Annotated in this window: 12 protein-coding genes; 6 read left to right on the top strand and 6 right to left on the bottom strand. The window is 68.5% G+C overall.

Annotated features, from left to right (window positions below; all coding sequences use genetic code 11):
- Positions 1–56: 56 nt before the first annotated feature.
- Positions 57–1,979, bottom strand: coding sequence for a translational GTPase TypA (gene typA / locus BOSE127_RS13275; protein WP_017887064.1), 1,923 nt, complete (start codon positions 1,977–1,979; stop codon positions 57–59).
- A 121-nt stretch (positions 1,980–2,100) separates the two neighbouring features.
- Here typA and BOSE127_RS13270 point away from each other — a divergent pair, with 121 nt between their 5' ends.
- From BOSE127_RS13270 to BOSE127_RS13260, 3 genes are all read left to right on the top strand, one after another.
- On the top strand, positions 2,101–2,850 hold the full coding sequence (locus tag BOSE127_RS13270; RefSeq protein ID WP_017887065.1) for a CPBP family intramembrane glutamic endopeptidase: 750 nt from the start codon (positions 2,101–2,103) through the stop codon (positions 2,848–2,850).
- A gap of 145 nt (positions 2,851–2,995) precedes the next feature.
- Entirely contained in the window at positions 2,996–3,475 is a 480-nt protein-coding gene (locus tag BOSE127_RS13265; RefSeq protein ID WP_159557579.1) for a peroxiredoxin, read from the top strand.
- A gap of 192 nt (positions 3,476–3,667) precedes the next feature.
- Positions 3,668–4,219 carry a PH domain-containing protein gene (locus BOSE127_RS13260; protein WP_159557577.1) on the top strand — a complete coding sequence of 184 codons (552 nt, stop codon included), beginning with the start codon at positions 3,668–3,670 and terminating at the stop codon, positions 4,217–4,219.
- Between the two features lie 85 nt (positions 4,220–4,304).
- On the opposite strand, the gene BOSE127_RS13255 is transcribed toward BOSE127_RS13260, so the two are convergent.
- Positions 4,305–6,023, bottom strand: coding sequence for an ABC transporter family substrate-binding protein (locus BOSE127_RS13255; RefSeq protein ID WP_159557575.1), 1,719 nt, complete (start codon positions 6,021–6,023; stop codon positions 4,305–4,307).
- 255 nt (positions 6,024–6,278) lie between these two features.
- On the opposite strand from BOSE127_RS13255, the gene BOSE127_RS13250 reads away from it, so the two are divergent.
- From BOSE127_RS13250 to BOSE127_RS13240, 3 genes are read left to right on the top strand one after another with little or no spacing between them, the layout of a single operon-like run.
- Entirely contained in the window at positions 6,279–7,259 is a 981-nt protein-coding gene (locus tag BOSE127_RS13250) for an ABC transporter permease (RefSeq protein ID WP_159557573.1), read from the top strand.
- Between the two features lie 3 nt (positions 7,260–7,262).
- Positions 7,263–8,201, top strand: coding sequence for an ABC transporter permease (locus BOSE127_RS13245; protein WP_017887071.1), 939 nt, complete (start codon positions 7,263–7,265; stop codon positions 8,199–8,201).
- Positions 8,194–10,338 (top strand): ABC transporter ATP-binding protein, encoded by a 2,145-nt coding sequence (locus tag BOSE127_RS13240; protein ID WP_017887072.1) that lies wholly within the window; start codon positions 8,194–8,196, stop codon positions 10,336–10,338. Before BOSE127_RS13245 ends, BOSE127_RS13240 begins: the two co-directional genes overlap by 8 nt.
- A 361-nt stretch (positions 10,339–10,699) precedes the next feature.
- On the opposite strand, the gene BOSE127_RS13235 is transcribed toward BOSE127_RS13240, so the two are convergent.
- The 4 genes from BOSE127_RS13235 to BOSE127_RS13220 form a co-directional block, all read right to left on the bottom strand.
- Positions 10,700–11,206 carry a PH domain-containing protein gene (locus BOSE127_RS13235; protein WP_042539361.1) on the bottom strand — a complete coding sequence of 169 codons (507 nt, stop codon included), beginning with the start codon at positions 11,204–11,206 and terminating at the stop codon, positions 10,700–10,702.
- Between the two features lie 62 nt (positions 11,207–11,268).
- Positions 11,269–13,011, bottom strand: coding sequence for a dipeptide ABC transporter ATP-binding protein (locus tag BOSE127_RS13230; RefSeq protein ID WP_159557571.1), 1,743 nt, complete (start codon positions 13,009–13,011; stop codon positions 11,269–11,271).
- The gene (locus tag BOSE127_RS13225) at positions 13,008–13,946 is read right to left on the bottom strand and encodes an ABC transporter permease (RefSeq protein ID WP_042539365.1); all 939 of its coding nucleotides are present in this window, start codon (positions 13,944–13,946) and stop codon (positions 13,008–13,010) included. Before BOSE127_RS13225 ends, BOSE127_RS13230 begins: the two co-directional genes overlap by 4 nt.
- Positions 13,936–14,865 (bottom strand): ABC transporter permease, encoded by a 930-nt coding sequence (locus tag BOSE127_RS13220; protein WP_042539366.1) that lies wholly within the window; start codon positions 14,863–14,865, stop codon positions 13,936–13,938. The genes BOSE127_RS13225 and BOSE127_RS13220 overlap by 11 nt, the downstream gene beginning before the upstream one ends.
- Positions 14,866–15,033: the final 168 nt, after the last annotated feature.

Here is a 15,033-nt window from a genome sequence, read left to right as displayed (position 1 = left end):
GTGACCGGGCCGTCGGACGGAGGACGGGCCTCCGAGGGTGTTGCTCGTGCTGGTGCTTACGCGTCCTGGCGCTTCAGGCGGGCGTACGAGCGCTGGCGGGCCTGCGCGTCGAGCTCCACCTTGCGGATGCGGACGACGGCCGGGGTGACCTCGACGCACTCGTCCTCGCGCGCGAACTCCAGGCACTCCTCGAGCGAGAGTTGGCGCGACGGCGTCATCGACTCGAAGGAGTCGGCGTTCGCCGAACGCATGTTCGTGAGCTTCTTCTCCTTCGTGATGTTGACGTCCATGTCGTCGGCGCGCGAGTTCTCGCCGATGACCATGCCCTCGTAGACCTCTTCGGTCGGGTTGACGAAGAACGTCATCCGCTCCTGGAGGTTCGTGATGGCGAACGGCGTGACGACACCCGAACGGTCGGACACGATCGAGCCGTTGATGCGGGTCTGGATCGGGCCGGCCCACTCGTCGTAGCCGTGCGAGATCGCGTTGGCGATGCCGGTGCCGCGGGTCTCGGTCAGGAACGACGTGCGGAAGCCGATCAGGCCACGCGACGGGACGATGAACTCCATGCGCACCCAGCCGGTGCCGTGGTTCGTCATGTTCTCCATGCGGCCCTTGCGAGCGGCCATGAGCTGCGTGATCGCGCCGAGGTACTCCTCCGGCGTGTCGATCGTCATGTGCTCGTACGGCTCCTGCAGCTTGCCGTTCTCGTCACGCTTGGTGACGACCTGCGGCTTGCCGACGGTGAGCTCGAAGCCCTCACGACGCATCTGCTCGACGAGGATGGCCAGTGCGAGCTCGCCGCGACCCTGGACCTCCCACGCGTCCGGACGACCGATGTCGAGGACCTTGAGCGAGACGTTGCCGATGAGCTCGCGGTCGAGGCGCTCCTTGACCATGCGGGCGGTCAGCTTGTGGCCCTTGACCTTGCCGACGAGCGGGCTGGTGTTCGTGCCGATCGTCATCGAGATCGCCGGGTCGTCGACCGTGATGGTCGGCAGCGGGCGGACGTCCTCGGGGTCGGACAGGGTCTCACCGATGGTGATCGTGTCGAACCCGGCGACGGCGACGATGTCACCGGGGCCGGCCGACTCGGCCGGGTAGCGCTCGAGTGCCTTGGTGATGAGGAGCTCGGTGATGCGGGCGTTGACGACGGTGCCGTCGTGCTTGACCCACGCGACCGTCTGGCCCTTCTTCATCGTGCCGTGGAAGATGCGCAGCAGCGCGAGACGACCGAGGAACGGCGACGCGTCGAGGTTGGTGACGTGGGCCTGCAGCGGGTGCTGGTCGTCGTACTTCGGCGCCGGGACGTGCTGCAGGATGGCCTCGAACAGGGGCTCGAGGTCGTCGTTGTCGGGCAGCTCGCCGTCGTTCGGCTTGTTGCGCGACGCGGCACCGTTGCGGCCCGAGGCGTAGACCACCGGGACGTCGAGGATCGCGTCGAGGTCGAGGTCGTCGACCTCGTCCGACAGGTCGGAGGCCAGGCCGAGCAGCAGGTCCTGCGACTCGGAGACGACCTCGTCGATGCGGGAGTCGGGGCGGTCCGTCTTGTTGACGAGCAGGATCACCGGGAGCTTCGCGGCGAGCGCCTTGCGGAGCACGAAGCGGGTCTGGGGCAGCGGGCCCTCGGACGCGTCGACCAGCAGGACGACACCGTCGACCATGGACAGACCGCGCTCGACCTCGCCGCCGAAGTCGGCGTGACCCGGGGTGTCGATCACGTTGATGGTGATGGGGCCGTCCGAGCCGAACTCGGTCGCGTGCTTGCCGTTGTAGAGCACCGACGTGTTCTTCGCGAGGATCGTGATGCCCTTCTCGCGCTCGAGGTCGTTCGAGTCCATCATGCGGTCTTCGCCCTCGAAGTGGGCGTCGAACGAGTTGGTCTGCGTGAGCATCGCGTCGACGAGGGTGGTCTTGCCGTGGTCGACGTGTGCCACGATGGCGACGTTGCGCAGGTCGGACCGGGTGGCGAGCGCCATACAGGACATCCTTCAATTTCTGGGAGAGTGTCGGGCCAGTGTCTTCACAGCACCGCACCCGCGGGCAGAACGCCCGACACGCCAGTCTACCGGTAGTTCGCAACAGACAGGAGTACTGACGATGAGCCGTCGGCGAACGTGGGTCGAGATCACCATCGTCCTGCTGCTCTCGCTCGGCGCCAGCGCCCTGTACTCGATCCTGCAGATCATCGACGACCTGTCGCAGACGACGCCGCTCGGCGAGCAGTCGACGGCCCTGAACACCTCGTCGACGACGGTGCAGTACGTCGACCTCGCCCGGCAGCTCCTGGGCATCGCGGTGGACCTGGCCCCGGTGGCACTCGTCTGCTACCTGCTGTGGAGCACCTCGCGACCGCACCTCGGCCGGCTCGGCATCGACCGGTTCCGGGCGAAGCCGGACCTGGGCGGCCCGGCCCTGATCGCGCTCTGCATCGGGATCCCGGGGCTCGCGCTGTACTTCGCCGGACGTGCGCTCGGCATCACGGTCGCCGTCGACCCCGCCGCACTGAACTCGTACTGGTGGACGATCCCGGTCCTGCTGCTGTCCGCGATCCGCTCGGGGCTGCAGGAGGAGGTGATCGTGATCGGGTACCTCTACGCCCGGCTCGGTGACCTCGGGTGGGGCCGCTGGCAGATGATCCTGTCGACCGCACTGCTGCGTGGCAGCTACCACCTGTACCAGGGCTTCGGGGCGTTCATCGGCAACGCGGTGATGGGCGTCGTGTTCGGCTGGATCTACACGAAGTGGGGTCGGCTGCTGCCGCTCGTGATCACGCACGCCCTGCTCGACGCGGTGGTCTTCGTCGGGTACCCCTGGGTGGCGCACGCGTTCCCGCAGTTGTTCGCGTAGGCCGCGGGGCCGCTGGCGGAACGCCGCGTCGCGGGGCCGCCGGCTCGCTGGCCCGTCGGCCGTTCAGCGCGCCACCGGGCGCATCCACAGCCCCAGCACAGCGCGCCGAGGTCCGAGGGCCGAACCGCAGCCCTACGGTGAGCGCATGAGCATCCCCGCGATCGGCGAGTCCGCACCGTCGTTCACCCTGCCGGGGATGGTCGTGCGCCGTGGCGTCCGCTCCGACGACGAGTACGACCTGTCCGCCGAGATCGGCCGCACGGTCGTGCTGGCCTTCTACCCGGGCGACGCGACGGCGATCTGCACGGCCCAGCTCTGCAGCTACCAGGCCGAACTCGACGAGTTCACCGACCTCGGTGCCACGGTGTGGGGCATCAGCCCCCAGGCACTCGACTCGCACGAGGAGTTTGCCCGCGGCTCCTCGCTCGCGTTCCCCCTGCTCAGCGACACCGCGGGCTCGGTCATCCGCGCCTACGGCGTCCAGGCACCGGGGATCGGCCTGCGACGATCCGTGTTCGTGATCGGCCCCGACGGCGTGCTCCGATGGCGCCACATCGGCCTGGTCGGCCTGCGGTTCCCGAAGGCCGAGACGATCCGCGAACAGATCGAACTGCTCGTTTCGTAGCCCCGGCGTGGGAGTCCGCTGAACTCGTCGAAACGGGGTGTTGACACCCCAACCGGGGGCGACGACCATGGACGGCACGAGGGTCCGTCAAGGATCTGCCTCCCCGGGGAATCGGGTCGTCCGGAGATACGCGCCGGTGTGTCACACCCGCTCCCCGGGCGTCTCCGGGGAGGCATCTCGTACCCTCGTCCGGTGCACACCACCATCGTCGCCCCGGGCCTGCGCGCCCTCGCCCTCGTCCTCTGGGTCGTGGCCGTCGTGCTCGTCCCGCTGGCCCTGATCGGCGGCAGAACCCCGTGGCTCGTGCCGATCCCGACCATCGCCGTCGCCTTCGTCGCGTGGGCGGTGCTGTGGCGGCCGCGGTTCGAGCTGACGCCCGAGCACCTGCGCATCGTCGACGTCCGGCGCACCAGCACCTACACCTGGTCGCGCGTCAGCGAGGTGCGCACGAAGTACGGCATCGAGGTGGTCACCAGCGAGGGCGTCCGCCGCGTCTGGATCGCGACCCGCCCGACGGCGCGTCTCGCCGCGCACACCGGTGACCGGCCAGGAGGCCCGGATCGCCTGGACGTCGACGCTGCGGCCGCGCTGATGCTGACCCACGTGCCCGCTCCGGTGACGCAGGACGGCCCGCCCCCGTCGTCCGTGACGGCTGCGCCGATCACGCACCGCACCCACGGCTGGACGATCCTGGCGCTCGTGGTCCTCGGGTTCGCCGCGTCGCTCGCGGCGGCACAGTTCTGACTCGCCCCGACGCAGAACGACACCCCCGACGTCGTGCGACGTCGGGGGTGTCGTTCGTGTGCGGTGTCGTTCTCGTGCGGTGTGGCTACTTCTTGTAGCCGACGTCCTGCCACTTGACCGACGACTGCTGGAACTGCGCCGGACCGTAGTTCACCAGGTCCTTGCGAACGCCCCAGGCGTACGGCTCGGCGAACAGCGGGATGGTGCCGGCGACCGCGACGATCTTCTTGCCGATGGCCTGCGCGTCCTTGATGCGGGCATCCGCGTCGAGTTCGCCGTTCGCCTTGTCCCAGGCGGCGCCGAGCGAGTCGTCCGTCACGCCGCTGTAGTTCTGGCCGGCGTCGGCGGGGTAGTAGATCGACTTCAGCGACGAGATCGGGAACGGGGTGCCCTGCCACGCGAAGTACGTGGCGTCGAAGTCACGCGTCGACGTGGTGACGTACTTCGTGAAGAAGTCGTCGGTCGGGACGGTGTCGATGGTCACCTTGAAGCCGGCGAGCTTCGTCTGCTGCTGCACGAGCTGCGCGACGTTCGCCGAGTTCGGGTTGTCCGACGGGATCACGAAGCGGACGTCGAGTTCCTTGCCGCCCTTGGTCGCGTAGCCGTCCGAACCGATCTTCCAGCCGGCGTCCTCGAGCTTCGACTTCGCCTTGTCGGTGCTGTAGCCGTAGACGCTCGACGCGTCGTCCTCGTAGCCCTGCTGACCGGGCAGGTAGACGAGGTTGTTGAGCACGTCGCCCGGGCTCTTCACCGGCGACAGGATCGCCTGGGCCACGACCTTGCGGTTGATGGCCTGTGCGAACGCCTGGCGCACGTCCTGGTCCTTGAAGACGTCCGAGGTGCCGTTCAGCGTGATCTGACGCTGCGTGGTGCCGAGCGAGCGCTCGATCTTCGAGTCGGACCGCGAGTTCGCCGTCTTGAGGTTGTCGGCGCTGCCGTTCAGGTTGAACGCGTCGAGCTCCTTGTTGCCGTACGCCTGGGCGACGCCGTCACGCGAGACCGTCTTGAAGACGATCGTGTCGAGCTTGCCCGGGTCGCCCCACCACTTGGAGTTCTTCTCGAAGGTCACGACGCCACCGTTGGTGTCGAAGGACTTCAGGATGTACGGACCACCGGAGACGTAGGTCTTGCCGTCGGCGGCGTACGGACCCTTGGCCCAGGCCTTGTTGAAGTGGTCCGGGGTGTCGACGGCCCAGTACGGGTAGATGGCCGTCAGGACGCTCGCCCAGTCGGCGTTGGTCTTCGAGAACGTCATGATGACGTCACGCTCGTCGGAGCCCTGCTTGACCGAGTCGACGTCTTCCCACACGTTGGTGGCGAGGGGCGCGAACGCCTTGTTCGTGCCGTTCAGCGCCTTCCAGTTCGCGATGACGTCCTTCGCGCTGATCGGGGTGCCGTCCGACCACACGGCCTTCGGGTTGATCTTGATCTCGACGGTCTGGGGCGAGTCCTTGGTCAGCTCGACGGACGTCGCGTAGTCCTTGTTCGCCTCCCACTCGCCGTTCTCCTTGAACTGGATGAAGCTCGGCAGGTAGGTCTGCGAGATCGTCGTGTCGTCGACCGTCCCCGAGTCCAGGTTCTGCAGCTGCCAGTTCGCCGGAGCTGTGTCGATCGGCAGGGTGATCGACCCACCGTCCTTGACGTCAGCGCGGTCCGCGACGGTCCAGCCGGTCGACTTCAGTGACGACTCGGCGACCGCGGAGTTGTTCCCGCCCGCTTCTCCGCCGCCGGAGCAGCCTGCCAGCACGACGGCAGCTGCCGCAGCGGTGGCCAGGACGGCGATGCCCTTGATCCTCTTTCGCATGGCGAGGATTCCCTTTCGTTGTGGTTCGCGCAGTTCGCGCTGGACCGCGGCGGCCCCGCCGTCGCGTCTGTTGGTTGAGAACCCTAGCCACATCCGAAGGCTGCACAAGGGTCTCTGCGAGGAATCGAAACACGCTCGTAACGAATGTTGCATAACGTCACTTCCGTTGTCCCACCCCGCCGTCCGGACCGGCTAGCCTGTCGCCACCGACAACGCCGTCCGGACGGACGGCCGCACCCAGAGGTCACCAACCACATGCTCGCCTTCATCGCAAAGCGGATCGTCAACTACATCGTCCTGACGATCGTGGCGACCACGCTCGGGTACATCCTCGCCAGCACGACGCTCAACCCGGCCGCCCGGTTCCTCGGGCGCAACCCGGCCGTGCCGCAGGGCACCATCGACGCGTCGCTCCGCAAGCTCGGCGCCGATCCGAACACCCCCATCCTCGTCCGCACCTGGGACTGGTGGGTCGGCCTGGTCACGCACGGGTCGCTCGGCGTGAGTTCGCGCGGCACCGAGGTGACGGCCGACATCATCGCCCGGTCCGGGACGAGCCTGCGGCTGCTCGTGATCGGCACGCTGCTCGGTGCGCTCTTCGGCGTGCTGCTCGGCGTCTGGAACGCAGTCCGGCAGTACAAGGTGTCCGACCAGGTCTCGACCTACGCGTCGTTCACGGTGCTCGCGACCCCGCCGTTCGTGATCGCGGTCGTGCTGATGATCCTGGCGACCTCCCTCAACCAGGGCGTCGGCGCGCAGGTGATCAGCTTCACCGGTGAGTACACGCCGGGGGTGAGCGGGTTCTTCCCGGTGCTCGGCGACCGACTCGTGCACCTGTTGTTACCCACGATCTCGCTGACGGTCGGCGCCGTCGCGTCGTACTCGCGCTACCAGCGCTCCGCGATGCTCGACGTCCTGTCGAACGACTTCATCCGGACCGCCCGGTCGAAGGGCCGCACGCGCGGATCGGCGATCATGCGCCACGGCGTGCGGGTCGCCCTCATCCCGATGTCGACCTTCTTCGCCTACTCGTTCGGGTTGATCCTGACGGGTGCGAGCATCACCGAGCTGGTCTTCAGCTGGCACGGCATGGGTGAGTACTTCATCCAGAGCATCACGAACAACGACATCAACGCGGCAGCGGGCACGATCCTCTTCACGGCGATCCTCGTGCTCATCGCAGGGACCCTCGCGGACCTGCTGTACGCCGCGCTCGACCCGCGAGTGAGGGTGTGACCCGTGTCTGTTCTCGACCCCACGACCACGACCACCGCCGGTGACCCCGGCGACGGCAACGCCGGGACGCCGGCGCACGTCATTGAGGTGAAGGGCGGCCGCACCCCGCTCTGGCGCAAGGTGTTCGGCACCTGGCGCGCGCGCATCGGCGGCGGTGCGCTGCTGCTCATCATCCTCTGGGCGTTCGTCGGCCCGCACCTGTACCACTGGAACGCCTCCGACTCCGACGGGCTCGCGTTCGGCATGCCGCCGAGCGCCGCGCACTGGTTCGGCACGAACGACATCGGCCAGGACATCTACGCGCAGACCCTGGTCGGCCTGCAGAAGTCGCTGCTCATCGGACTCATCGCCGGACCGGCCGCGACCCTCATCGCCGGCATCGTCGGCGCCGTCGCCGGGTACTTCGGTGGGTTCGTCGACCGTGCGCTCGTCTGGGGCATCGACCTGCTCCTGGTGATCCCGTCGTTCTACGCGCTCGTGCTCCTCAGCCCGCTGTTCAAGAACCTCAGCTGGCTCGCACTCATCGTGGGGCTGGCGATCTTCGGCTGGATGATCATGGCCCGGGTGATCCGGGGGCAGACGATGTCCCTGCGCGAGCGCGACTACGTCAAGGCCGCCCGGTTCATGGGTGTGCCCTCGTTCACCATCATCCGACGGCACATCCTGCCCAACGTGGCATCGCTGCTCATCATCGACGCGACGCTGGGTGTCGGGGCGATGATCCTCTCCGAGAGCGCCCTCAGCTACTTCGGCTTCGGCATCCAGATCCCCGACGTCTCGCTCGGCACCCTGCTCGCCGCCGGCAGCCAGTCGGCCGTCACCCGCCCGTGGCTCTTCGTCCTGCCCGCAGCGACCCTCGTCGCGACCGTGCTCTCGACCAGCCTGCTCGGCGACGCCCTGCGCGACGCCATCGACCCCACCTCCGGAGCCAACCGTGACTGAGCCGCTGCTCACCGTGTCCGACCTGTCGGTCACGTTCAACCCGAAGACCAAGCCCGTCTACGCGGTCCGGGGTGTCGACTACTCGGTCGCCCCCGGCGAGTTCCTCGGGATCGTCGGTGAATCGGGGTCCGGCAAGTCGGTGTCCTCGATGGCCGTGATGGGCCTGCTGCCATCGTCCGCCCAGGTGCAGGGCAGCATCCGCTTCGACGGGCAGGAGCTCGTCGGCAAGAACGACCGTGAGATGTCGGCGCTGCGCGGTCGTGACATCGCGATGGTGTTCCAGGACCCGCTGTCCGCCCTGACGCCGGTGTACACGATCGGGCAGCAGATCGTCGAGGGCCTGCGCCTGCACGACCGGTCGCTGACCGCACACGCCGCGCGCACCCGCGCCGAGGAACTGCTGCGCATCGTCGGCATCCCGAACCCGGCGCGACGGCTCGACGCGTTCCCGCACGAGTTCTCCGGCGGCATGCGGCAGCGCGCGATGATCGCGATCGCCATCGCGAACGACCCGAAGCTGATCATCGCCGACGAGCCGACCACCGCCCTCGACGTGACGATCCAGGCGCAGATCCTCGACGTGCTGCAGACCGCGAAGGACATGACCGGTGCGGCCGTCGTGCTCATCACGCACGACCTGGGCGTCGTCGCCGGCAACGCCGACCGCGTCGCCGTGATGTACGCCGGCCGGATCGTCGAGACGGCACCGGTCCTGCCGCTGTTCCGCGAGCCGGTGATGCCGTACACGATCGGGCTGCTCCGCTCGATGCCGAACATGACCTCCGCCCGCACCGAGCGGCTCGTCCCGCTCGACGGCCGCCCGCCCCTGCTGACGCAGAAGCCGACGGGCTGCCCGTTCGCCGACCGCTGCCCGGCCGTCCTCGACGCCTGCCGCGACGGCGAACCCGCCCTCGTCGCGACGACGGTGCCGCAGAGCGCCGACAACCCGGTCATGACCGGCGCCGTGCAGACGATCGGCAACGGCACCCTGCTCGACGAGCACACCGCCGCGTGCATCCGCCGCGACGAGATCGCCGCGGGCACCCTCGAGCGCTCGGAGATCTTCCCCCGCCCCGAGGACGTCCCCGAGGCCAGCGTCGACCACGGCGACGACGTCGTGCTCGAACTGGACGACGTGGTCAAGACGTTCCCGCTCACCAAGGGCGCACTGTTCCGCCGGCAGATCGGCGAGGTGCACGCGGTGGACGGCATCTCCCTGACGCTCAAGCGCGGGCAGGTGCTCGGCCTGGTCGGCGAGTCCGGCTGCGGCAAGACGACGACGATCATGGAGATCCTCGAACTCGCCGGCGCCCAGCACGGCACCATCCGGGTGAACGGCGTCGACACCGCCTCGCTCTCCAAGAAGGACCGTCTGGCCCTGCGCCGCGACATCCAGGTGGTCTTCCAGGACCCGATGGCGTCGATCGACCCGCGCCTCGACATCGGTTCGGTGATCGGCGAACCCCTCACGGTGCACGGCGTCGCGAAGGACGAGATCCGTCGGCGCGTGCGCGAGGTGCTCGAGCTGGTCGGCCTCGAGCCGACCTACATCGACCGGTACCCGCACGAGTTCTCGGGTGGCCAGCGGCAGCGCATCGGCATCGCCCGCGCGCTGATCGTGGAGCCGAAGATCCTGGTGCTCGACGAGCCGGTGTCCGCACTCGACGTCTCGGTGCAGGCAGGTGTGATCAACCTGCTCGAGGACCTCAAGCACCGTCTCGGCCTGTCCTACCTGTTCGTGGCGCACGACCTGTCCGTCGTCCGGCACATCGCCGACGACGTCGCCGTCATGTACCTCGGCCGCATCGTCGAGTACGGCGACGGGGACGCGGTCTTCTCGGACCCGCAGCACCCGTACACGCGGGCCCTGCTGTCGGCTGTCCCGGTGCCGGACCCGATGGCCGAGGCCGCCCGCGGGCGCATCCTGCTCGAGGGCGACCTGCCCTCCCCCACGGAGCGCATCGACGGCTGCCGGTTCCGCACGCGCTGCCCGCTCTACCAGCTCCTCGACGAGGGCCGGCAGGAGCAGTGCCGCACCATCGACCCGGGCCTCGAGCCCGTGCACGGCCGTGGCGTCGCCTGCATCCAGACCGACCAGGAGCACCTGCTCACCGAGCGGGTCGGCGCGGTCGTCTGACGACGACGGTCACGTTCACCGCTCCGCATGGTGAGCAGGAATGGTCGGGTCCCACCCGCGGACCCGACCATTTCTGCTCACCAAGCGCGGCAGCGGTCGTGACCAGCAGACGGACGGGAGGTGGGCCCATCCCGCCGGTACCGGCGCACCGCGCCAGCGGGGCGACGGCCGTGACGGGAGGTGGGCCCATCCCGCCGGTACCGGCGCACCGCGCCAGCGGGGCGACGGCCGTGACGGGAGGTGGGCCCATCCCGCCGGTACCGGCGCACCGCGCCAGCGGGGCGACGGCCGTGACGGGAGGGACGACGCACGTCGTGCGCCGGGCCTCCCGTCCGTCGTGTGGTCGCGATCGCGAGCCGCGTCAGGCTCCCAGCCACAGGCTGAGCAGCGAAGCGGCGAGCAGCGCCAGCGCAGCGGCGCCGACCGCCAGTGCCGGCGCGTCCCAGCCGCGCACGGCATCACCGGTGCCGGTCGCGGCGCGGCGCTCAGACCATCGGTCGAGCAGGACCGTCATCTCGTCGGGCTGGCGCATCACGGCACGCTCGCCGCGTCGGGCGGGTTTCGGCCGCGGCAGCGACGGGCCGCCCCAGCACTGGACCTTGCGTCCGGCGACCGTCTCGATCACGATCTGCCAGCGGAGCCGGACGTCGGCGACCGCGTGCCACGGCACCACGGTGCGGCGGAGCGGGTTGAGCACCGTGACCGCACGGTCGTCGATGACGATGCACGGGCGGAAGGTCAGGACCCAGAGCGCCCAGACGAGCACGGCGATCGGGCCGGCGGCGCGGAGCACGACGTCCCAGCTCCCCCGGAACGCGGCGTCGCCCAGCAGGAAGACGCCCAGGACGGCGACGAGGCCGGCCGCCACCGCGCCCCCGCGACCAGCGCGGAGGACGAGGGGGCGTCCGGCCTCGTTCGTGTCCAGGGGGATCAGCGTCCGAACTCGAACCCGGCGCCGGGGATGGCGGCCAGGAGGTCCTTCGTGTACTGCTCCTTCGGGGCGGCGAAGACCTCGTCGGTCGTCGCCTTCTCGACGATCTGCCCACGACGCATGACGCACACGTTGTCCGCGACGAGGCGGACGACCGCGAGGTCGTGCGTGATGAACAGGTACGTCAGGCCGAGCTCGGTCTGCAGCTCGGTGAGCAGGTCGAGGATCTGGCCCTGCACGAGCACGTCGAGCGCGGAGACGGCCTCGTCGAGGACGATGACCTCCGGCTTGAGCGCCAGCGCGCGAGCGACGGCGATGCGCTGTCGCTGACCACCGGACAGCTCGTTCGGGTAGCGGTTCACCATCGATTTCGGGAGCGCGACCTGGTCGAGGAGCTCGAGCACCCGGGCACGGCGCGAGGCCTTGTCGCCCACCTTGTGCGTGGCGAGCGGCTCGGCGATCGTGTTCCCGACGTTGTACATCGGGTCCAGGGAGCCGTACGGGTCCTGGAACACCGGCTGCACACGGCGGCGGAAGTCGAAGAGGTCCTTGCCCTTCAGCGCGCCGATGTCGATGCCGTCGAACTGCACGGTGCCGCTCGTGATGCTCTCGAGCTGCAGGACGAGCTTCGCGACGGTCGACTTGCCCGAACCGGACTCGCCGACGAGCGCCGTGGTGGTGCCCTTCTGGATCGAGAACGACACGTCGTCGACGGCCTTGAGCTCCCGCGTGGCGAGGCTCTTGCCGCGCAGCTTGTAGACCTTCTCGAGGTTCTTCACCACGATGAGGTCCTCGGCTGGACGGTGCTCGCGCTCCTGGGCGCGGGCGATGAGCTCGGCGTCGTCACTGCCGGTGTCGGCGATGTCGATCCGCTGGTGCTGCACCTTCGACTGGATGCGACGGCTGGCCAGCGAGGGGGCCGCCGCGACGAGGCGCTGCGTGTACGGGTGCTGCGGGTTGGCCAGGATCTCCTTGGAGGGGCCGGCCTCGACGACCTGTCCCTTGTACATCACGACGAGCTTCTCGGCCCGCTCGGCAGCGAGGCCGAGGTCGTGCGTGATGAACAGCACCGAGGTGCCGAAGTCGCGGGTCAGGGTCTCGAGGTGGTCGAGGATGACGCGCTGGACCGTGACGTCGAGCGCACTCGTCGGCTCGTCGGCGATGAGCAGCTGCGGGCGGCTCGACAGACCGATGCCGATGAGCACGCGCTGCCGCATTCCGCCGGAGAACTCGTGCGGGTACTGCTTCAGGCGGTTCGCAGCGTCGCCGAGACCGGCTTCCTTGAGCACCTCGATCGCACGCTCGCGCACGGCCTTGCGTCCGGTCGCCATGCCGTTCGCACGGACAGCCTCTTCGACCTGGAAGCCGATCGACCACAGCGGGTTGAGATTCGACATCGGGTCCTGGGGGACGTAGCCGATCTCCTTCCCGCGGATCTCCGACATCTCCTTGTCGCTCAGCCCGACGAGCTCGCGCCCGTTGAACTTGATCGAGCCGCCGGTGACCTCACCGGTACCGGGGAGCAGCTTGATGATCGCCTGGGCGCTGGTCGACTTGCCGGAACCGGACTCGCCGACGATCGCCAGCCGTTCACCCTGCTCCAGGGTGAACGTGGTGTTGCGTACCGCCTCGACGAAGCCGTTCTGTGTCCGGAAGCCCACCTGGAGGTCGCGGATTTCTAGCAGCGGTGCGCCCTTGGGGTGCGCGCCGCGGGGGCCGGTTTGGGTCAGGGTTTCGCTCATCGACGGGCCCTCGCCTTCGGGTCGAGCGCGTCGCGGACCACGTCGCCGAGGAGGAGGAACGCGAGCACGGTGATGGACAGGGCGGCGGACGGCCAGAAGATGATCGACGGGTTGGTACGTAGTCCGGGTCGGGCGGCGTTGATGTCGTAGCCCCAGCTGAGCGCCGACGGCGGGAGGCCGATCCCGAGGAACGTCAGCGTCGACTCGGCGACGATGAACGTGCCGAGCGACACGGTCGCCACGACGATCACAGGCGTGATCGCGTTCGGGACGATGTGCCGGACGAGCGTGCGGAAGCGGCTGACGCCCAGCGCTGCCGACGCGGTCACGTAGTCCGCGTTCCGGGCGCTCAGCACCGCGCCGCGCATGATGCGGGCGATCTGCGGCCAGGCGAAGATCGCGAGGATGAACGCCACCGAGATGGCGTTGCGCGCCGGGAGCACCGACATGATCACGATCGCACCAAGGACGGTCGGGATCGAGAAGAAGATGTCGCCGACGCGAGACACGACCGCATCGAGCCATCCGCCGTAGAAGCCGGCCAGCGCGCCGATGATCACGCCGATGACGACGACGAGCACAGTGGCGACGATGCCGACGATGAGCGAGTTCTGCGTGCCGTAGATAACGCGCGAGTAGACGTCGCAGCCCTGGCGGGTGAAGCCGAGGATGTGACCGGCACGCGGACCGGCGGCCGCGTTGTCAAGCGTGCAGGAACGCGGGTCGACGTGCGCGAACAGGCCGGGAGCGATCGCGACGAGCGCGATGATGACGATGAGGACGCCGGACACCCAGAACGTCGGGCGACGGCGCATGGCCTGCCAGGCATCGGTCCAGACGGAACGGGTCTTCTCGTCCTCGTTGACCTGGTCGACGGCCTGGAGCGGCGTCTCCTCGATTGGGGCGACGTAGTGCGTCGTGGCGTTACTTGGCATAGCGGATCCTCGGGTCTAGGACGGCGTAAAGCAGGTCGACCAGAAGGTTGGCGAGCATGAAGATGATGACCATCACGGCGACGAACGACACGACCGTCGGGCCCTGGCTCAGCGACACAGCCCGGAAGACCGTCCCACCGACACCGTTGATGTTGAAGATGCCCTCGGTGACGATCGCACCGACCATCAGGTTGCCAACGTCGACACCGAGGTAGGTCACCACCGGGATGAGCGAGTTCCGGAAGATGTGCACGGTCACGACGCGTCGTCGCGGCAGGCCCTTGGCCGTCGCGGTGCGCACGAAGTCCGCGGTGGAGTTCTCGGCGACGCTGGCACGGGTCAGACGAACGATGTAGGCGAACGACACGGACGCGAGCACGATCGCGGGCAGGATGAGCTCGGACCACGGAGCCTCGCTGCTCACGGTCGCGCGGAACAGCGCCAGCTTGATGCCGAACACGTACTGGAGCACGAAGCCGATGACGAACGTCGGTACCGAGATGAGCAGCAGGCTCACCACGAGGGCGGTCGCGTCGAAGAGTTTGCCCTTGCGGAGACCCGCGACGACACCGACCACGACACCGGCGACGGCCTCGAACACGAGCGACAGGATCGCGAGGCGTGCGGTGATCGGGAATGCTTGGGCGAGCTGGGTGCTCACGGAGACACCGCTGTACGTCTGACCGAGGTCCCCGCGGAAGAGACCGCCTATCCAGAGCAGGTACTGGATGATGAACGGCTTGTCCAGGTTGTACTGAGCGCGGATCTGGTCGATGACCGCGGCGGACGGCTGGTGGTCGCCGTAGAGCGCGCGGATCGGGTCTCCGGGCAGAGAGAAGACCATGAAATAGATGAGGAACGTCGCCCCGAAGAACACGGGGATCAGTTGTAGGAGGCGTTTGCCGAGGTACCAGAGCATCAGATCATCGCCCGGTTCGGTGCTGGCATGTCGATCATTGTCTTTTCGTGGGGGTTGTCGGACCCGGAGGTCCTGCTTTTCACGAGCCTGCTCGCAGTCCCCGACCGCGAGGAGCACTCGTCGCGCTGGTGCGCTGGTGTGGGCGCTGCTGCGCCCACGGAGACGGGG

It is taken from the genome of Curtobacterium sp. 8I-2, assembly GCF_902506155.1.
GTDB classification, from domain to species: Bacteria; Actinomycetota; Actinomycetes; order Actinomycetales; family Microbacteriaceae; genus Curtobacterium; species Curtobacterium poinsettiae.
This window is presented reverse-complemented; position numbering and strand designations above follow the sequence as displayed.